Source organism: Streptomyces sp. NPDC107522 (assembly GCF_055657525.1).
The window spans coordinates 16,391-35,491 of the sequence record NZ_JBVKAU010000003.1 but is presented as its reverse complement, the minus strand read 5'-3'; the positions used below and the strand labels follow the sequence as shown (position 1 = coordinate 35,491).

Sequence of the window (19,101 nt, the reverse complement as noted above, 5' to 3'; positions counted from 1 at the left end):
CCTGGAACCAGGGGGCGCCCTCAGCGCCGTACAGGAGCCTTGCCAGGCTTCGGGTCAGTCCCGTGCGCCGCCGCCGAGGTGGTGGACGCGGACCATGTTGGTGGTGCCGGGGACGCCGGGCGGGGAGCCGGCGGTGATCACGACGATGTCGCCCTCGTTGAACAGGCCCATCTTGACGATCTCCTGGTCCACCAGGTCGACCATCTCGTCGGTGCTGTTCACGAACGGCACCACATGCGGCTCCACACCCCAGCTGAGCGTCATCTGGTTGCGGGTGCCCTCGTCCGTGGTGAAGGCCACGATCGGCTGGGCGGCGCGGTAGCGGCACAGGCGGCGGGCGGTGTCGCCGGACTGGGTGAAGGCGACCAGGCCCTTGCCGCCGAGGAAGTCGGCGATCTCGCAGGCCGCGCGGGCCACCGAACCACCCTGCGTGCGGGGCTTCTTGCCCGGCACCAGCGGCTGCAGGCCCTTGGACAGCAGCTCCTGCTCGGCCGCGGCGACGATCTTCGACATCGTCTTCACGGTCTCGATCGGGTACGCGCCGACCGAGGACTCCGCCGACAGCATGACGGCGTCCGCGCCGTCCAGGATCGCGTTGGCCACGTCGGAGGCCTCGGCGCGGGTCGGGCGGGAGTTGGTGATCATCGACTCCATCATCTGGGTCGCCACGATCACCGGCTTGGCGTTGCGGCGGCACAGCTCGATGAGCCGCTTCTGCACCATCGGGACCTTCTCGAGCGGGTACTCGACGGCCAGGTCGCCACGCGCGACCATCACGCCGTCGAACGCCATCACGACGTCCTCCATGTTGGCGACCGCCTGCGGCTTCTCCACCTTGGCGATGACCGGGACGCGGCGGCCGACCTCGTCCATGACCTTGTGCACGTCCTGCACGTCGTTGGCGTCCCGCACGAAGGACAGGGCGACCAGGTCGCAGCCCATGTTCAGGGCGAACCTCAGGTCCTCGACGTCCTTCTCGGACAGCGCCGGCACGTTCACGGCCGCGCCGGGCAGGTTGATGCCCTTGTGGTCGGAGACGACGCCGCCCTCGATGACGATCGTCTTCACCCGCGGACCCTCGACGTCCAGGACCTTCAGCTCGACGTTGCCGTCGTTGATCAGGATCTGGTCGCCGCGCGCGACGTCGCCGGGCAGGCCCTTGTAGGTGGTCCCGCAGATGGACTTGTCGCCCGGGACGTCCTCGGTCGTGATGACGAACTCGTCACCGCGCTCCAGCTCGACCGGGCCCTCGGCGAAGGTCTCCAGGCGGATCTTCGGGCCCTGGAGGTCGGCGAGCACACCGATGGCCCGCCCGGTCTCCCGGGCGGCGGCCCGCAGGCGCTCGTAGCGCCCCTGGTGGTCTTCGTGGGTGCCGTGGCTGAAGTTGAAGCGGGCCACATTCATGCCCGCCTCGATCAGCGCGACGAGCTGTTCATGGGAGTCGACCGCGGGGCCGAGAGTACAAACGATTTTCGAACGGCGCATGGGACGATCCTATCGGTTTGTTTCGCCGCGGAATATTCCGTCTGGCGGAAGATACAAATGAGCTGCGCATTGCTCAGCCGTGTTACTCAGGCGTTCCACACGGCGGAGCCGCATATCAAATGCGTCCGACCAGTGCGTAGGTCTGCGTCGCGATCTCCAGTTCTTCATCGGTCGGCACCACCGCGACCGCCACGCGCGCGTGCGCCGGCGAAATCAGCCGCGGCTCGTCACCGCGTACGGCGTTCAGCTCGCCGTCCACCGCCAGGCCCAGCTCCTCGAGGCCGGCGACGGCCGCCTCCCGCACGGGCGCCGCGTTCTCCCCGACGCCGGCCGTGAACGCCACCGCGTCCACCCTGCCGAGCACCGCGTAATAGGCGCCTATGTACTTCTTCAAACGATGAATGTAGATGTCGAAGGCGAGCTTCGCCTCCGCGTCGCCCTCGTCGACGCGGCGCCGGATCTCCCGCATGTCGTTGTCGCCGCACAGACCGACGAGACCGCTCTTCTTGTTGAGAAGAGTGTCGATTTCGTCGATGGACATTTCGCCAACGCGCGCCAAATGGAAGATGACCGCCGGATCCACATCACCGGATCGCGTACCCATCACGAGCCCCTCCAAAGGCGTCAGCCCCATGGAGGTGTCCACGCAACGACCGCCCCGTACGGCGGACGCGGACGCGCCGTTGCCCAGGTGCAGCACGATGACGTTCACGTCCTCGGGCGCCTTGCCCAGCAGCTCGGCGGTGGTCCGGGAGACGTACGCGTGCGAGGTGCCGTGGAAGCCGTACCGGCGTATCCGGTGCCGGTCGGCGGTCTCGACGTCGATCGCGTAGCGGGCGGCCGACTCCGGCATCGTCGTGTGGAACGCGGTGTCGAAGACGGCGACCTGCGGCAGGTCCGGCCGCAGCTGCTGTGCGGTGCGGATGCCGGTGAGGTTGGCCGGGTTGTGCAGCGGGGCGACCGGTATCAGCCGCTCGATCTCGGCGAGCACGGCGTCGTCGATGACGGTCGGCTCGGTGAAGTGCTTGCCGCCGTGCACCACCCGGTGCCCGATCGCGGCCAGCTCGGGCGAGTCGAGTCCGAGGCCGTCCTTGGCGAGCTCCGCCGACACGGCCTTCAGGGCGGCCTCGTGGTCGGCGATCGGGCCGGTCCACTCACGGCTCTCGCCGCCGCCCGCCATCGGCGTGTGCTTGAGCCGGGAGATCTCCTCGCCGATGCGCTCGACGAGGCCCACGGCCAGCCGGCTGCTGCCTTGCATGTCGAGCAGCTGGTACTTCACCGACGACGAGCCGGAGTTGAGGACGAGGACACGGGTCGCGGTCACTGGGCGCTGGCCTTCTCGGTGAGGGACGGGGCGGGGGACACGGCCGGGCTCTGGGCCTGGATCGCCGTGATGGCGACGGTGTTGACGATGTCCTGGACGAGGGCGCCCCGGGACAGGTCGTTGACGGGCTTGCGCAGACCCTGCAGCACCGGGCCGACGGCGATCGCGCCGGCCGAACGCTGCACGGCCTTGTAGGTGTTGTTACCTGTATTGAGGTCAGGGAAGATCAGAACCGTTGCCTGCCCCGCCACATCCGACTCCGGCAGCTTGGTCGCGGCGACGGACGGCTCCACGGCGGCGTCGTACTGGATGGGCCCCTCGATCTTCAGATCGGGCTGCCGCTCCCGCACCAGCTCGGTCGCCTCGCGCACCTTGTCGACGTCGGCGCCCGAACCGGACGTACCCGTCGAGTACGACAGCATCGCGATCCGCGGCTCCACCCCGAACTGCTCGGCGGTGGCCGCCGACTGGATGGCGATGTCGGCCAGCTGCTCGGCGTTCGGGTCGGGGTTCACGGCGCAGTCGCCGTAGACGAGGACCTTGTCGGCGAGGCACATGAAGAAGACGGACGACACGATGGAGGAGTCCGGCTTGGTCTTGATGATCTCGAAGCCGGGCCGGATGGTCGCGGCCGTGGAGTGCACGGACCCCGACACCATGCCGTCCGCGAGCCCCTCCTGCACCATCAGGGTGCCGAAGTAGTTCACATCGCTGACGACGTCGTACGCCAGCTCGACCGTGACCCCCTTGTGGGCGCGCAGCTGGGCGTACTTCTCGGCGAAGGCGTCGCGCAGCTCGCTGGTGGCCGGGTCGATCAGCTCGGAGTCGCCCAGGTCGATGCCGAGGTCGGCGGCCTTCTTGCGGATCTGGTCGACGGGGCCGAGGAGGGTGAGGTCGCAGACACGGCGCCGCAGGAGCACCTCCGCGGCGTGCAGGACGCGCGGCTCCGTGCCCTCGGGCAGCACGATGCGGCGCATGTTCGAGCGGGCCTGCTCCAGCAGCTTGTGCTCGAACATCATCGGTGTGACCCGGTCACTGCTCGGCGCCGAGACCCGCTTCAGCAGGTCGCCGGTGTCGACGTACCGTTCGAACAGGCCGAGCGCGGTCTCCGCCTTGCGCGGCGTCACCGCGCTCAGCTTCCCCTCCAGGGAGAAGAGCTGCTCGGCGGTGGGGAAGCTGTAGCCGGGCACCGACAGCACCGGGGTGCCCGGGGCGAGGCGGGCGGCCAGGGTGAGGATCTCGTCGCCGGGGCGCTCGTCCAGGGTGAGCAGCACACCGGCGATCGGCGGGGTGCCGGCGCTGTGCGCGGCCAGCGAGCCGACGACCAGGTCGGCGCGGTCGCCCGGGGTGACGACCAGGCAGCCCGGGGTCAGGGCGCTGAGGAAGTTCGGCAGCATGGCGCCGCCGAAGACGAAGCCGAGGGCGTCGCGCGCGAGCCCGGAGTCGTCGCCCAGCAGGACCTTCGCGCCGAGGGACTGGGCGATCTGCGCGACGGTCGGCGCGGAGAGCGCGGGCTCGTCCGGGACGACGTAGCAGGGCACCGGCAGCCGCGAATCGAGCCGCTCGGCGATCTCGTCCCGGTCCTCCCGGGCGACCCGGTTGGTGACCATGGCCAGCACGTCGCAGCCCAGGCTGTCGTACGCCCGATAGGCGTTGCGCGTCTCGGCGAGCACGGACTCGGCGGTCTGCTTGCGCCCGCCCACGACCGGTATCACGGACGCGCCGAACTCGTTCGCCAGCCGGGCGTTGAGGGACAGCTCGTCCGGGAGCTGGGTGTCGGCGTAGTCGGTGCCGAGGACCAGGACCACGTCGTAGTCGCGGGCGACGACATGGAACCGGTCGACGAGCGTGGACACCAGCTCATCCGTCCCGCGCTCGGCCTGGAGGGCGGACGCCTCGTGATAGTCCATGCCGTAGACCGTGGCCGGGTCCTGGGAGAGGCGGTAGCGGGCGCGCAGCAGCTCGAAGAGCCGGTCGGGACTGTGGTGGACCAGCGGCCGGAACACCCCCACCCGGTCGACCTGCCGGGTCAGGAGCTCCATCACTCCGAGCTCGACGACCTGGCGGCCGTCACCGCGGTCGATTCCGGTCACGTACACGCTGCGCGTCACGCGTGCTCTCCGTTTCGTGTGTTCGTCCGTCTGTGCGTCGGTCAGCGGCTTGGCGGAGCCTTCGGTCGCAAATTCGCCCAGTGAGGTGAGCGAAACCCTCTTGACAATACCCTTGCCTGTGGATAAGGCGCCCGTCAGTGCCGTGGGTCGGACATGCGGCGGCGCAAGGCCGGGAACATGAAACAATCGGACTGGCTCACCGGTATCAACAGCGAGCAGGAGACACAGCACGATGCGTATCGGAGTTCTCACCGCAGGCGGCGACTGCCCGGGACTGAACGCAGTGATCCGGTCGGTCGTGCACCGGGCCGTCGCCCATTACGGCGACGAGGTGATCGGCTTCGAGGACGGATACGCGGGCCTGCTGGACGGCCGCTACCAGAGCCTCGACCTGGAGGCGGTCGGCGGCATCCTGGCGCGCGGCGGCACGATCCTGGGCTCGTCGAGACTGGAGCGCGACCGCTTGCGCGAGGCGTGCGACAGCGCCCCCGACATCGCCCGTGACTTCGGCATCGACGCGCTGATCCCGATCGGCGGCGAGGGAACCCTGACGGCGGCACGGATGCTGTCGGACGCGGGCCTGCCGGTGGTCGGCGTTCCCAAGACGATCGACAACGACATCTCGTCGACGGACCGGACCTTCGGCTTCGACACGGCGGTCGGGGTCGCCACGGAGGCCATGGACCGTCTGAAGACGACCGCGGAGTCACACCAGCGGGTGATGGTGGTGGAGGTCATGGGCCGCCACGCCGGCTGGATCGCGCTGGAGTCGGGCATGGCGGCGGGCGCACACGGCATCTGCCTGCCCGAGCGCCCCTTCGACCCCGGCGACCTCGTCAAGATGGTCGAGGAGCGCTTCGCGCGCGGCAAGAAGTTCGCGGTGATCTGCGTCGCCGAGGGCGCCCACCCCGCCGAGGGCACCATGGACTACGGCAAGGGCGAGATCGACCAGTACGGCCACGAGCGCTTCCAGGGCATCGGTACGGCACTGGCGTTCGAGCTGGAGCGCCGCCTCGGCAAGGAGGCCAAGCCGGTCATTCTCGGCCACGTCCAGCGCGGCGGCACGCCGACCGCGTACGACCGCGTCCTCGCCACCCGCTTCGGCTGGCATGCGGTGGAGGCGGCGCACCGGGGCGAGTTCGGCAGGATGACCGCGCTGCGGGGGACCGACGTGGTGATGGTGCCGCTGGCGGAGGCGGTCACCGAGCTGAAGACGGTGCCGAAGGACCGGATGGACGAGGCGGAGTCGGTGTTCTAGGACCGGGTCCCACACGCACGGGCGTCAGGGTGTTCTCCCGACGGTCGTCCAGAAGTGATCGACGATCCGGTCGAGGTACTCCCGGCCGGCCGCACCGGAGTGGGCGTTGTCGCCGCCCCAGCTGAGGGTGGCCGTCATCTGCCCCTGGTAGTCCTGGTGCAGCTCCTGCAGGGCGGTCTCCAGGATGCGCCGGTCCAGGGGCACCATCTTGCCGACCGGGCGTACATACCCCTGCCACCGCGTCGTCACCGCACTGCGCAGCAACTCGGCGAGCTTCCCGTCGCGGCCCGTGACGGTGATGAAGTCCGGCAGCGACAGGCCCAGGATCTCGGCGAGGGCGGCGGACTGGCGGTCGGTGCCGCGCCAGTCGTCGAGTTCCTCCATGCGGAGATAGGCCGGGAGGTCGTGGCCGACGGTACGGGCCACGTCCTCGGGTGCGAGCCCGCGCGCGATGCGGTGCTCACGCAACGTCCGCGGTTTGCCGAGCAGCTCACTGGGCGAGCACCACAGCACCCCCGCGAGCGCGGTGAGCTCACTGCTGCTCGGGGCGGCGAGCTCCCGTTCCCAGGCGACGACCAGGTCTTCGGTGACGTAGGGAAGCCCGTACGAGGCCCGCATGCCGTAGGCGACATGCTCGGGGCCCATGTTGAGGGCAGCGCGGAGTCTGCGGGCGGCGGGGGCGTTGAAAGGGGGAGTGGGCGGGGTCCGGTGGCTTGAGCGGTTGGGGTGGTGGGGCTGGTTCGGTTGAGCTGGGGGTCGGCGCACGGGCCACAACGTAGGCCGGGCAGGGTGCGGTGACTACGGTCTGTTCGGCCAGGATTACGGATTGTAGGAAGCTACGGCTACTGGCGGGTTCATTTACGGGAGGTGATCGTCTGTCGGGCTGGTGGCGAGGGGAGTGGGGTGGGCCCGCAGTGCGGTGGGGTTGGACCCGAACAGTGGTGACCGTCGGTGAACGGCAAGCTCAGGGGGCATATTCGGAGTCGCGCTCCGATGTCGATCTCTTTGTAGCCCGTGGAGGGGGCCCCGCGGCTGTGGATCGTGTGAACGGACATCGAAGAGGAGTACGTCATGGTCGACGTGCCGCGCGGCCGTCGAAGGGTGGGTGAGGGGCGGCTCAATCCCGACGTTCCTCACCCCTTGACCGCCCCACCCAACGCAAACCCCCCACCCACCCGCCGAGCCACCAACACATAAAGCAAAATCACCGGCGTCGAGTAAATAACCGAAAACGCGGCCAACTGCCCGTACGCCACCATCCCGCGATTCCCGAAGAACTCATTGATGCTCACAGCCGCAGGCATCTGATCCGGAGTGAGCAACAACATGAAGGGAACGAAGAAGTTCCCCCACATCATCACGAACGAGAACACCGTCACCACCGCCACCCCCGGCCCCATCAGCGGCAGCACCACCCGCACCAGCGACTGGAGCGACGACGCCCCGTCCGTCCAGGCCGCCTCCTCAAGCTCCTTCGGCACCCCGTCCATGAAGTTCTTCATCAGCCAAATGGCGAACGGCAATTGAGAGGCGGCGAAGAAGAAAATCGTGCCCTGCATGGTGTCGATCAGGTTCACCTGAACGAACAGCGCATACACCGGAACCATGATCGCCGTGATCGGCAGACTCGTGGCGAACAGGATCGTGAGCAGGAACGGCCGGTTGAAACGCGACCGGAACCGCGACAGCGGATACGCGGCCAGCGCCGCGCACACCACCGTCAGTGCGGTGCCCCCGCCGCACAGGAGCAGGCTGTTGAGCAGGGGCGTGAAGGTGATGTCCGGGGTCAGGACCGCGTCGAAGTTGTCCAGGGTCACGCCGTCGGGGAGCTTCACCTGGAGGTTCGCGTTCGTGTCCAGCGAGGAGAGGATCACCCACGCCAGCGGCAGCACGAACGCGGCGGCCACCACCAGGAGGCCCGCGTCGGCGGCCAGGCGGTGCGTGGTCCTGCGGGAAGAGAGAGTCCGGGGCGTCGGGGACATGGCGTCAGACCTCCGTCCGCAGCAGACGCAGATAGACCACCGAGAACAACGAGCCCACCACCAACAACAGCAGGGCGACCGCCGTGCCGTAGCCGATCATGCTCTTCTGGAACGCCTCCTCGTACATGAAGAGCGGCAGCGTCTGGCTCTTGCCGCCCGGGCCGCCCCTCGTCATCACCCAGATCAGGCCGAAGACGGACAGGGTCTGGAGGGTGATGAGCATCAGGTTCGTGCCGATGGAGCGGCGGATCATCGGGAGCGTGATGTGCCACATACGGCGCCAGCCGCCCGCGCCGTCGACCTCGGCCGCCTCGGTGATCTCCTTGGGGATCTCGTTCAGCGCCGCCGAGTAGACCAGCATCGAGAAGGCGGTCCCGCGCCAGACGTTCGCGAACGACACGGCCAGGACGGGGAGGGTGAACAGCCAGTTCTGGCTGGGGAGATGGAGCCAGTCCAGGATGGCGTTCAGGGTGCCCTCGCGGCGGAAGAAGGCGTAGAGGAGGAAGCCGGCGACGACCTCGGGCAGGACCCAGGCCGTGATGACGATGGCGCCCGTCAGTGTGCGCACCGGCTTCGAGGCGCGTTGCATCAGTGCGGCCAGGGCCAGGCCCACGGTGTTCTGGCCGAGCAGGGCCGAGATGACGGTGAAGACGAGCGTGAGCCAGACCGCGTTGCGGAACGCCTCGTCACCGAAAGCCGTACGGAAGTTGTCGAAGCCGACGAACGACTCCTGTGCCTGGCCGGTCAGTTGGAGGTCGGTGAATGCGATGTAGGCGCAGTACGCGATGGGGCCGGCGAGGAAGAGGAGCAGGAGGACGACGGCGGGGGAGAGGGGAAGGGCCCGGGCGAGGGTGCGGTGGAGTGGACGGGGGCGGGGGCGACGTGATGCGGCGTGGGGGGTCGTCGGTCCCCGTCCCGGCCCCGGTACCGGCGTCTTGGCGACGGTCGTCATGCGCGAGGGCTCATTTCTCGATCACCTGGCCGTCCGCCGCCGTCTTCAGCTCCTCGTCGTAGCCCTTCGCCGCCTCGTCCACCGACATGTCACCCGTCGTCACGCCCTCCATCGCCTCCTGGATCGCGGTGGAGACCTTCGGGTACGCCGGGTACGCGGGCCGGTAGTGAGTGCTGGCGACCAGATCCGTGAAGAACTTGATGCCGGGTTGGGCGTCGACGTACGACGGGTCGGCGGCCACGTCTTTCCGTACGGCGATGCCCGAGTTGGCGACGTACCACTTCTGGGCGTTCGCCTTCGTCTGCATCGTCTTGATGAAATCGAAGGCCAGGTCCGGGTTGGCCGCCTTGGCCGGGATCGACCAGGTCCAGCCGCCGGACATGCTCACCTTGCCGGGGGCCTGGCCGTTCTGGGTCGGCATGGCGGCGAGGCCGAGCTCGTCGGACCACTCGGGCCATTCGTGGCCACTGCCGGGCAGCCAGTCCTGCGGCAGCCAGGAGCCGTCGAGGGCGATGGCGAGCTTGCCCTGCGGGAGCCACTCGCCGCGGACGCGGGTCATGACGTTGGGGTCGAGGGCGTCGGAGACGTCCGGGCCGAGTTTCTCCTTGTAGACGGTCTCCACGAAGGTCAGGGCGTCCTTGAAACCCTGGCTGCCCGCGATCCATTTCTTGGCGGACCTGTCGTACAGGGGGTCCGACGTGCCGTCGTTCGTGTTCGTACCCGTGCCGTAGAGCAGCATCTCGAAGGTCTGCATCGTGGCGGCCTCGCCGACGGGCTTGCCCGTGTAGACGTTCAGGGGGATGACGTCGGGGACTTTCTCCTTGATCGTGCGGGCTGCGTCGAGGACGTCGTCCCAGTTCTTCGGCTGCCAGTCGGCGGGCAGGCCGGCCTTCTTGAAGACGTCCTTGCTGAACCACAGGCCCCGGGTGTCCGTGCCGTCCGGGACGCCGTACGTCTTGCCGTCCTCGCCCTTGGCCGCCGCCTTCGCCGTGTCGATGAACTGGTTCCAGTCCTGCCACTTGGAGAGGTAGGGGTCGAGGGGCTTGAGGTAGCCGCTGGTGATGTCCGAGTTGATGAGGAAGGTGTCCTCGTAGACCAGGTCGGGGGCGGTCTTGGGGGAGCGGAGCATCTGCTGGAGCTTGGTGTAGTACTCCGAGTCCGGGGCCTTGATGGGCACGAACTCGACCTTCTTGCCGGGGTTGGCCTTCTCGAACTGCTTCTTGATGTCCGCGAGGTAGGTGTCCATCACCTTGATGGAGTTGTCCGTGGACTGTTTGAAGGAGACCTTGAGGGTGTCCGGGTCACTGCCGGAACCGCTGCCGCAGGATGTGAGTGCGGTGGCGGTGAGGGCGGCGACGAGGAGTGTGGGGAGAACGGCGGTGGGGCGCACGGGCATGACCTCCTGCGGGCGCACGTCGTTGTGGCGCGGGGATGGCTGCCTGGTGAACGTAGGTTGAGTGGTCTAGTCAGGTCAATGCGTCTGCGGCCGATTGGGCGGTGGCGGCTTCGGCCGGGGCGTTGGCTTTTGTGAAGGCTTCGGCGGCCTGGCGGTAGTGGGCTCGGGCTTCGGCGGGGTGATGCTTGTGCTGGTGGGTTAGGGCCAGGGCGTAGAGGGTCTGGGCTGCGCCGTACCGGTCCTCGAACTCGCGGCAGATCTCCAGGTCCTTGCCGTACGCCTCGATCGCCTCCTCCCACCGGCCCAACTTCTGCAGCACGAACCCGATGTTGTGCCATGCCCTGCCCTCGCCGTGGCGGTCCCCGCTGGCCTGGTAGAGCTCTCGAGCACGGGTGTGGGCCTCGACCGCCTCCTCCACCCGTCCCGCCTTCGCCAAGGCGATGCCGAGGCCGTCCCACGCCATTCCCTCGCCGTGGCGGTCCCCGCTGGCCTGGTAGAGCTCTCGAGCGCCGGTGTGGGCCTCGACCGCCTCCCCTACACGTCCCGCCTCCGCCAAGCCGAGGCCGAGGCTGACCAACGCTACGGCGTCGCCTTGGCGGGCCCCGGTGGCCTGGTACAGCTCCTTGGCGCGGCTATAGGCCTCGACCGCTTCCCCCGCCCGTCTCGCCAGCCGCAGGGCGTGGCCGAGGCTGGTACACGCATCAGCCTCGCCCAGCCGGTCACCGGCTTGACGGGCAGCTTCACGGGCGGTGTCGGCGACGGTGATCCAGTCGTCGAAATAGCGCCGCCAGCTCAGGTACGCCATCAGACACTGTGCCAGCTGCACCGCAGTCTCCGTGAACCGCTCTTCCCGCGCCCACTGCACCGCCGCCACCAGCCCGGCCCGCTGATCGTCCAGCCATGCCAACGCCCTTCCACGGTCCGGGAACAACTCCGGTGTCTGCCTCCCCGGCAGCCAATGCAACCAGCCATCGGCCGCCTCAGCCCACCTGCGGTAGAACTCCAGCAACCGCTCCCGCGCTTCCGCCCCCTCCTCGCGGGGCCCGGCATCCCCCGCCACCACACTCACCCCGAACGCTCGCACCAGATCGTGCACCCGCCACCGCACATCCCCACCCGTCGGCACCGGCATCACGAGACCAGCGGCTTCCAGATCCTCCAGCAGGGCCATGACGCCATCCCTGGCCAAGCCCGTCAGGGCGGCCGCGGCCTCCGTGCCGGTGTCGGTGCCGGGGGCCAGGGACAGCAGACGCAGCACCCGGGCCTGCTCGGGCGCCAGCCGTCGGTACGACGTCTCCAGCACCGGGCGAAGGACGAGCGAGCGGCCGTACAGGTCCGTGCCGGGGCTGCCGTTGTCCAGGACGGCGGTGGGGTCCTCGGCCTCCTTGATCTCGGCCACCAGCGAGGCGATGTCACGGTGACGACGCCGACGGAGCATCGCGGCGGAGATGTGCAGGGCAAGAGGCAAGCACCCGCACAGCTCGGTCAGTTCACGCAACGCCTGCGGTTCCCGCTCCGGGCGGTCGTCACGCTCGTCGGCACCGTGGAGGGCACGGGTCACGAGGGCGACGGAGTCGTCCGGGGTGAGTGTTTCAAGGTCGATGAGGCGCACGGGCAAGGTGTGGGGGCGGTCCCGTGAGGTGATCAGCACCCGGTGACGGTCCGTGCCGGGCAGCAGGTCGAGGAACTGGGATGCGTCCGAGGCGTTGTCCAGGATCAGCAACGTCCGGCTCTGTCGCTCGGAGAGCAGCCTGCGATAAACGTCGTACTGGCGCGTAGCCGCCTGAGGCAGGTCCGCGCCCCGCACACCCATCGCATCGAGCAGTGCCAGCACCGCCTGATCGGCCGTCACCGGATTCTCGTCGTACCCCCGCAGATCCACGAACAGCGTCCCACCGGGAAACCACCCCTCCGCACAAGCCCGATGTGCCGCCTCCACCGCCAACGCCGTCTTGCCGATGCCGCCCATACCAGTGACGGCGAAGATGAGAACAGGAGGGACGGCCGAGTCACCCGCATCAGGCGAGAGCTGGGCGAGCAACCGGCCCAGCTCCGCAGACCGACCCGTGAAGCCGAGCGGTCGAGGTGGCAGCACGGCACTCGCGCGCGGAACCGGCCCGTGGACCGTAGCCCTACCGCTGTCCTCCTCCGCTCTGCTTGCCGATGACAGTCCCATAGAAGGTCCCGCCCCGGAAGTCGATGTGGTCTCCCCCGTACGTCGCCCCGCCCTCCCCGCGCCGATGGGGACCCTCCTCGGAGTCGGAGGAAACGGAGGAACCCTTGCGAGGCCGGTGCTTGTGCAGCACCGCGACCGTCACGGCGGCCGCCTGCCTGGCGGCGAGCTCCTGTGAGCCCGAGGCTTCGGCCCTGCTCTTGCCCGCGTCGGCCCGGTCGCTGATGCCCCGGATCACCAGGGCGTTCAGCTGGCCGCTCAGGTGGGCCGCCTGGAGCGCACCGGAGCCCTCCATCTCGATCGCACCCGCGTCGTTGTAGCTCCGCCGGATGAACGCGGCGATCTCGGACTCGGCGTCCGCCAGGACCACGTCGCCCGTGGCGATCGGCATGAAGTGCGCCCGTACGTCGGGCATGTCCCGCACGGCGGAACGGGCCGCCTGTTCCAGCGCGTGCGAGCCCGGCAGGGCCTTCGGCCGGACCAGGAAACCCTCGGGCGACTGCTTGCCGCCGTGGATCTCGTACACCTGCGTGCCCACGACCACGTCGCCGATCCCGACGTCGTCCTTCAGGCTGCCGGCGACACCGACGAAGAGCACGGCCTCCGGATGCAGCCAGCTGATGAGCTGCGTGGTGAGAGCGGCGGCCCGCTCGGCGCCCATGCCCAGCTCGGCGATGGCGACATGCCAGGCAGTGTCGGGTAGTCGGCCCTTCTCGACCCGGGTGCCGTCAGGGTGCACGAGCTCTTGCCGCTCTTCGACGTGCGCGCGTATCGCGGCGTATTCGAGAGGGAGCGCGGTCAGGACGAGAACAGTGGGCTGATTCTCCGGCACACTCATAACGTACAGCTGGGGGAAGGGAATCGAGTGCCGGAACAGGACGTCACCGTCGGGCAGTTGCTGCTTGCCGAGTACCAGAGCGTGAAGGACGAGCAGAAGGCGCGGATCGGGTTCCGGGACAACCTGCTCTACGTGACGCTGGGCGTCGTGGCCGCCGTCATCGCCGCTGCCGCGCAGGCCAAGCAGACGTCGATGCTGCTCGCGCTGCCGCCGGTGTGCGTCGTGCTCGGGTGGACCTACCTCGTGAACGACGAGAAGATCTCGGCGATCGGCAAGTATGTGCGGGAGGACCTCGGACCGCGGCTCGCGGCGATGGCCGAACCGGGTGGCGGCTTTCAGGCGTTCGGCTGGGAGACCGCGCATCGTGGGGACGCGCGGCGCAGGTCGCGGAAGGCCCTGCAGACTGTCGTGGACCTGACCGCGTTTTGCGCCGTGCCGCTGGCTGCGCTCGTGCTGTTCTGGGCGGACGGTGACGGTGGCGGGTTGCTCGTCGCGTTGTCGGTGCTGGAGGCGCTCGCCGTGGCCGGACTCGCCTCGCAGGTTCTGTGGTACGCGAAGGGGGCGTGAACTCCCGCCTGACGCCGTACCTTTGACGTACGTCATGCGCTGGCCGACGGGGGCGAGCACGGGGTAGGGAACGGGCGGATGAAAGCGGCGCTACTGGCGGCCCTGGCCGAGGGCGCGGGTGGGGACGGCGGACGCCGGGCGGTGGAGCGGCTGGCGCGGGCCGTGGGGCTGGACGCCGGGGCATCCGCCCTTGATATCGCCGAAGCGGCGAAAGATCCGGCACGCAGGGATGCCGTACGGGAGTGGGGCGAGGCCGTGGCCGACCTGCTCGCCGCCGATCCGCGGGGCGTGGCCGGTGCCGTCGCTCGGGCCATGGAGCGGTGTGCGCCGGGGAGTGAGACGTCCTGGTACGACGGCGACCATGCCGACTTTCGGGGTGGGGTGTTCCTGCGCGAGGTGGTCGGCGTACAGGTCGTGATTCAGCGGAGCGGGGCCGCAGCGCCGGAGGCCATGGCCTCCCTGCCACCGAGGCCCGGCGGCTTCACCGGACGCGGCGACGAGACCGACGCGCTGCTGCGCGCCCTGGACCCGGCGGCCGTGCCCCGGTCGCCGGACTGTGCGGCGGTCCTCGTCGCCGCCGTGTCCGGGCTCGGCGGCATCGGGAAGACCGCGCTCGCCGTCGAGACCGCGCACCTGGCCCGTGAGAAGGGCTGGTTCCCGGGCGGGGAGCTCTTCGTCGACCTGCACGGGTACGACGATGACCCGGTCACCGCCGACCAGGCACTCCAGTCCCTGCTGCGCGCCCTCGGGGTCCCGCCGGAGCACATCCCCGCCACGGCCGACGACCGTGCGGCCCTTTACCGTTCGGCGCTCGCCGAGCGCGCCAGGGAACGCGGACCGGTGCTGGTCCTGGCCGACAACGCGTCGTCTCCGGACCAGGTCCGCCCGCTCATCCCGGGCGACACCCGCCACCGCGTCCTGGTCACATCCCGCGACCGCCTGCCTCAACTCGGCGCCCGGCTCATACGCTTGAGCCAGCTCACGCCCGAGGCCGCGTACGAACTCCTCGGTCTCGCCCTGCGCATCGCCGACCCGGACGACAGCCGTGTCACCGACGCCCCCGACGCGGCCGAGCAACTCGCCGCCCTCTGCGGACACCTGCCGCTGGCCCTCCAGATCGCGGCCGCACTGCTGGCGGAAGACCCGGACAAACCGGTCGCAGAACTCGTGGACGAACTCGCCGCGTCACACGACCGCCTCGACCCCCTTGACGACGGCGACCGCAGCGTCCGCGCCGCCTTCGACCTCTCCTACCGCCGTCTGCAGCCCGAGCAGGCCCGGCTCCTGCGCCTGCTCGCCCTCGCACCCGGGCCCGAGGTGAGCGATGAGGTCGTCACCGCGCTGGTCGGGGCCGAGGCTCCTCCACTGCGGGACCTGAGGGCGCTCGCCCGCGCGCACCTCGTCGAGCGGGGGAGCGGGCGTGGGCGGTGGCGGTTGCACGACCTGGTGCGGGTGTTCGGGGCGGGGGTGGTGGCCGGGGATGCGGGCTTTCGGGAGGAGGGGGAGGCGGCGCGGGACCGGGTGCTGGCGTTCTATTGCCGGTGGGCGTACGCGGCTGATGGCCGGTTGCGGTGGTTGCCGGGGAGGGTGGAGCCGGAGCGGTTTGCGGACCGGGGGCGGGCGTTGGCATGGTTGGACTCCGAGCGGGCGGGGCTGGTGGCGGCGGTGTTGTGGGCGCGGGAGGAGCGGTACGCGGATACGGCGGTGTCGCTGGCCCTCTGCCTGGGGTCGTATCTCGACTGGCGGCGGTACTTCGAGGACTGGATCACCGTCAGCCGTGCCGCTCAGGAGGCCGCGCACCTCGCTGGGGAACGCCAGTGGGAGGCCGCGGCGTGGAACAACCTCGGCAACGCTCTGCGGGAGGCGGGCAGGGTGAGGGAGGCGATCGACGCCCACACCCGTGACCTTGGCCTGTGCCAGGCCGCCGGGGACCGCCATGGCGAGGCCATGGCGTGGACCAACCTCGGGGTCGCCCTACAGGAGGCGGGCAGGGTGGAAGAGGCGATCGACGCCCACACCCGCGCCCGCGACCTGTGTCAGGCCACCGGGGACCGCCACAACGAGGCCACGGCGTGGAACAACCTCGGCATCGCCCTGCGGAAGGCGGGCAGGCTGGAGGAGGCGATCGACGCCCACACCCGCGACCTCGACCTGTGTCTGGCCGCCGGGGACCGCCACGGCGAGGCCAGCGCGTGGAACAACCTCGGCATTGCCCTGGGGGAGGCGGGCCGGGGGGAGGAGGCCATCGAGGCGTATGGCAGGGACCTGGAGGTCTGCCGGGAGTTCGAGGACTGGTACGGGGCGGGCCAGACCCTCAAAAACCTGGCCCTCGCCCACGAGGACGCCGACCGCCCCGCCGACGCCCGCACTTACTGGCTTCAGGCCGCCGACGCCTTCACCCGCGCCAACGCCCCCACAAAAGCCGCCGAAGCCCGCACCCGAGCCACCGACCTCGACGAGACCGAGGCCACCCCCTAACGCCCCCGCTCCGCCACCCCCCGAACCCACCGATAAACCAACTCTGGCCTCCCCACCTGCCCATAAACCGGCTTCCGCTCCGCCCTCCCCGCCTCCACCAAATGCTCCAGATACCGCCGAGCCGTAATCCGAGAAATCCCCACAGCCTCAGCCACCCCCGCCGCGGTAAGCCCCTCTTCGGCCTCCCGCACAGCCCCCGTCACCCGCTCCAGCGTCGGCCCGCTCAACCCCTTCGGCAGCGCCGCCGGCCCCGGCGCCCGTAGCGCCGCCAACGCCCGGTCCACCTCGTCCTGCCCGCTCGCCTCGCCCACCGCCGCATGGAACTCGGCGTACCGCACCAGCCGGTCCCGGAGCGTGGCGAATGTGAACGGCTTCAGTACGTACTGCACGACCCCCAGCGACACCCCCTCCCGCACCACCGCCAGGTCCCGCGCCGACGTCACCGCGATCACATCCGCGTGATGCCCGGCCGCCCGCAACGACCGCGCCAGCTGCAGCCCGTGCACATCCGGCAGGTGCAGGTCCAGCAACAGCAGATCCACCGGCGTCCGCTCCAGCGCGCGCCGCGCCTCCGCTCCCGTATGCGCCTTGCCGACCGCGACGAAGCCGGGCACCCGGCCGACGTACATCATGTGTGCGTCCGCCGCCACCGGGTCGTCCTCCACGACCAGGACGCGGATCGCCTGCTCGTCCGCCGCCGTCATACGTCACCTCTCGAAACCGCCGCGCCCTGAGAAACGGCCCCCTCCCACTCGGCCTCATGAGACCCGGCCTGGTGCACCCCGGCCCCCTCCACCAACGGCAACCGCACCTCGAACACCGCCCCGCCCCCCTCGGCCTCCGCAACCGACAACTCCCCCTCATGCCGACTCACGGCCTGCCGCACCAGCGCCAGCCCCAGCCCCCGGCCCCCCGGTCCCGCCGGCTTCGTCGAGAACCCGCGCTGGAACACCGCCTCGGCATGCGCGGGGTCCACCCCGGCCCCCGTGTCCGACACCCGCAGCACCAGCTCGCCGCCCTCGCCGCTCTCGGCGTACGCCGTCACCGTCACCCGAGCCCCCACGCTTCCCTGCGCCGCGTCCACCGCGTTGTCGATCAGGTTGCCCAGTATCGTCACCAGGTCCCGGGCGGGCAGGGTGTCGGGCAGCAGGCCGTCGTCCAGCCGACTGTCCTCCGACACCACCAGCTCCACGCCCCGCTCGTTCGCCTGCGCCGTCTTCCCCAGCAGCAGCGCCGCCAGCACCGGCTCGCTCACTGCGGCCACCACCTGGTCGGTCAGGGCCTGAGCGAGCTCCAGTTCTGCCGTCGCGAACTCCACCGCCTCCCCGGCCCGCCCCAGCTCGATCAGCGAGACCACGGTGTGCAGCCGGTTCGCCGCCTCGTGCGCCTGGGAGCGCAGGGCCTGGGTGAAGCCCCGCTCGGAGTCCAACTCGCCCATCAGGGACTGGAGTTCGGTGACGTCCCGCAAGGTCACCACCGTTCCGCGCCGCTCACCGCCCGACACCGGCGAGGTGTTCACCACCAGCACGCGCTCCGCCGTCAGATGCACCTCGTCCACCCTGGGCTCCGACGCCAGCAGCGCCCCGGTCAGCGGCGCGGGCAGGCCCAGCTCCGCCACCGACCGTCCCACCACATCGCCGTCCACACCCAGCAGCTCCCGCCCGCCGTCGTTGATCAACGCCACCCGGTACTGCCCGTCCAGCATCAGCAGCCCCTCGCGTACGGCGTGCAGCGCGGCCTGGTGGTAGTCGTGCATGCGGCTGAGTTCGGCCGCGTTCATGCCGTGCGTATGGCGGCGCAACCTGGCATTGATGACGTACGTCCCGATCGCGCCCAGCGCGAGCGCCCCCGCCGCCACCCCGATCAGCGCTGCGACCTGGTCCTGCACCCGCTTGCTGATCGCCTCGACCCTGATGCCCGCGCTGACCAGCCCGACGATGTGCGCCGGGTCCCTCCCCCCGTCGTAGATCGGCACGACCGCGCGCACGGACGCGCCCAGCGTGCCGGTGTACGTCTCGGTGAAGGGCTCACCGCGCAGCGCGCGCTCCGTGTGGCCGCGGAAGTGCTGGCCGATCTGATTCTTGTCGGGGTGCGTCCAGCGGATGCCCTGGGGGTTCATGATCGTGACGAAGTCGACGTCCGCGTCGTGCTGGACCCGGAGCGCGTACGGCTGGAGCTCGGCCGTCGGGTCGGCGGTGCGGATCGCCTCCCGCACGGACGGGGCGTCCGCGATCGACTGCGCCACCGCCATGGCCTGCCGCCCCGCCGCGTCCTCGGCCTGCCCGCGGTCGCTGACGTAGGTGAACACCGCGTACCCGGCGACGAGCACGGCTATCAGCACGGCCTGCATGGCGAAGAGCTGAGCGGCCAGGCTGCGGGGTCGCGGGACACGGATGCGCATGTCGTCAGTCTGCCTCCATGGCTGATTGTGAACTAAATGAACGGAAGGGTGACCGCCCTCACACGGCGGGAGATAGTCACCGCATCGCTGAATACGACCCCCGTCCCCAGGGCGTCGTCCCCGCACCGGGGCGCGG

At 69.9% G+C, this 19,101-nt stretch carries 14 protein-coding genes; 3 read left to right on the top strand and 11 right to left on the bottom strand.

Features of this window, described 5'->3' with window-relative positions; all coding sequences use genetic code 11:
- Positions 1-54: 54 nt before the first annotated feature.
- The 3 genes from pyk to pta all read right to left on the bottom strand — a co-directional run bounded on the left by pyk (position 55) and on the right by pta (position 4,920).
- Positions 55-1,485 (bottom strand): pyruvate kinase, encoded by a 1,431-nt coding sequence (gene pyk, locus ACZ7L6_RS10160; protein WP_471921889.1) that lies wholly within the window; start codon positions 1,483-1,485, stop codon positions 55-57.
- Positions 1,486-1,600: 115 nt separating this feature from the next.
- Positions 1,601-2,809: an acetate kinase gene (locus ACZ7L6_RS10155; protein WP_471921887.1), complete on the bottom strand. Its 1,209-nt coding sequence runs from the start codon at positions 2,807-2,809 to the stop codon at positions 1,601-1,603.
- Positions 2,806-4,920 (bottom strand): phosphate acetyltransferase, encoded by a 2,115-nt coding sequence (gene pta / locus ACZ7L6_RS10150; protein ID WP_471921885.1) that lies wholly within the window; start codon positions 4,918-4,920, stop codon positions 2,806-2,808. The genes ACZ7L6_RS10155 and pta overlap by 4 nt, the downstream gene beginning before the upstream one ends.
- 232 nt (positions 4,921-5,152) lie before the next feature.
- Here pta and ACZ7L6_RS10145 point away from each other — a divergent pair, with 232 nt between their 5' ends.
- Positions 5,153-6,178 carry an ATP-dependent 6-phosphofructokinase gene (locus tag ACZ7L6_RS10145; RefSeq protein WP_471921883.1) on the top strand — a complete coding sequence of 342 codons (1,026 nt, stop codon included), beginning with the start codon at positions 5,153-5,155 and terminating at the stop codon, positions 6,176-6,178.
- 24 nt (positions 6,179-6,202) lie between these two features.
- Here the strand turns inward: ACZ7L6_RS10145 and ACZ7L6_RS10140 are convergent, their stop codons facing one another.
- From ACZ7L6_RS10140 to ACZ7L6_RS10115, 6 genes are all read right to left on the bottom strand, one after another.
- Entirely contained in the window at positions 6,203-6,943 is a 741-nt protein-coding gene (locus ACZ7L6_RS10140) for a helix-turn-helix domain-containing protein (protein ID WP_471921881.1), read from the bottom strand.
- A gap of 368 nt (positions 6,944-7,311) precedes the next feature.
- A complete protein-coding gene (locus ACZ7L6_RS10135) occupies positions 7,312-8,160 on the bottom strand; it encodes a carbohydrate ABC transporter permease (protein ID WP_471921879.1) in 849 nt (282 codons plus the stop codon).
- 4 nt (positions 8,161-8,164) lie between these two features.
- A complete protein-coding gene (locus ACZ7L6_RS10130; protein ID WP_471921877.1) occupies positions 8,165-9,112 on the bottom strand; it encodes a carbohydrate ABC transporter permease in 948 nt (315 codons plus the stop codon).
- Positions 9,113-9,122: 10 nt separating this feature from the next.
- The gene (locus ACZ7L6_RS10125) at positions 9,123-10,508 is read right to left on the bottom strand and encodes an extracellular solute-binding protein (protein ID WP_471921875.1); all 1,386 of its coding nucleotides are present in this window, start codon (positions 10,506-10,508) and stop codon (positions 9,123-9,125) included.
- A 70-nt stretch (positions 10,509-10,578) separates the two neighbouring features.
- Complete coding sequence (locus ACZ7L6_RS10120) at positions 10,579-12,477, bottom strand: ATP-binding protein (protein WP_471921874.1); 1,899 nt, start codon at positions 12,475-12,477, stop codon at positions 10,579-10,581.
- A gap of 163 nt (positions 12,478-12,640) precedes the next feature.
- Positions 12,641-13,519 (bottom strand): 5'-methylthioadenosine/S-adenosylhomocysteine nucleosidase family protein, encoded by an 879-nt coding sequence (locus ACZ7L6_RS10115; protein WP_471921872.1) that lies wholly within the window; start codon positions 13,517-13,519, stop codon positions 12,641-12,643.
- Between the two features lie 27 nt (positions 13,520-13,546).
- Here ACZ7L6_RS10115 and ACZ7L6_RS10110 point away from each other — a divergent pair, with 27 nt between their 5' ends.
- Positions 13,547-14,086 (top strand): hypothetical protein, encoded by a 540-nt coding sequence (locus tag ACZ7L6_RS10110; protein WP_471921870.1) that lies wholly within the window; start codon positions 13,547-13,549, stop codon positions 14,084-14,086.
- Between the two features lie 78 nt (positions 14,087-14,164).
- A complete protein-coding gene (locus ACZ7L6_RS10105) occupies positions 14,165-16,564 on the top strand; it encodes a tetratricopeptide repeat protein (protein WP_471921868.1) in 2,400 nt (799 codons plus the stop codon).
- Here ACZ7L6_RS10105 and ACZ7L6_RS10100 read toward each other — a convergent pair.
- Both ACZ7L6_RS10100 and ACZ7L6_RS10095 read right to left on the bottom strand, forming a co-directional pair.
- Positions 16,561-17,268 carry a response regulator gene (locus ACZ7L6_RS10100; RefSeq protein ID WP_471921867.1) on the bottom strand — a complete coding sequence of 236 codons (708 nt, stop codon included), beginning with the start codon at positions 17,266-17,268 and terminating at the stop codon, positions 16,561-16,563. The genes ACZ7L6_RS10105 and ACZ7L6_RS10100 overlap by 4 nt on opposite strands.
- Entirely contained in the window at positions 17,265-18,965 is a 1,701-nt protein-coding gene (locus ACZ7L6_RS10095; protein ID WP_471921865.1) for a sensor histidine kinase, read from the bottom strand. The genes ACZ7L6_RS10100 and ACZ7L6_RS10095 overlap by 4 nt, the downstream gene beginning before the upstream one ends.
- Between the last annotated feature and the right edge of the window lie 136 nt (positions 18,966-19,101).

Coding starts and splice junctions, on each gene's coding strand:
- pyk (WP_471921889.1), bottom strand. CDS start 1,485: ATGCGCCGTTCGAAAATCGTTTGTACTCTCGGCCCCGCGGTCGACTCC.
- ACZ7L6_RS10145 (WP_471921883.1), top strand. CDS start 5,153: ATGCGTATCGGAGTTCTCACCGCAGGCGGCGACTGCCCGGGACTGAAC.
- ACZ7L6_RS10135 (WP_471921879.1), bottom strand. CDS start 8,160: ATGTCCCCGACGCCCCGGACTCTCTCTTCCCGCAGGACCACGCACCGC.
- ACZ7L6_RS10130 (WP_471921877.1), bottom strand. CDS start 9,112: ATGACGACCGTCGCCAAGACGCCGGTACCGGGGCCGGGACGGGGACCG.
- ACZ7L6_RS10125 (WP_471921875.1), bottom strand. CDS start 10,508: ATGCCCGTGCGCCCCACCGCCGTTCTCCCCACACTCCTCGTCGCCGCC.
- ACZ7L6_RS10120 (WP_471921874.1), bottom strand. CDS start 12,477: ATGGGCGGCATCGGCAAGACGGCGTTGGCGGTGGAGGCGGCACATCGG.
- ACZ7L6_RS10115 (WP_471921872.1), bottom strand. CDS start 13,519: ATGAGTGTGCCGGAGAATCAGCCCACTGTTCTCGTCCTGACCGCGCTC.
- ACZ7L6_RS10105 (WP_471921868.1), top strand. CDS start 14,165: ATGAAAGCGGCGCTACTGGCGGCCCTGGCCGAGGGCGCGGGTGGGGAC.
- ACZ7L6_RS10100 (WP_471921867.1), bottom strand. CDS start 17,268: ATGACGGCGGCGGACGAGCAGGCGATCCGCGTCCTGGTCGTGGAGGAC.
- ACZ7L6_RS10095 (WP_471921865.1), bottom strand. CDS start 18,965: ATGCGCATCCGTGTCCCGCGACCCCGCAGCCTGGCCGCTCAGCTCTTC.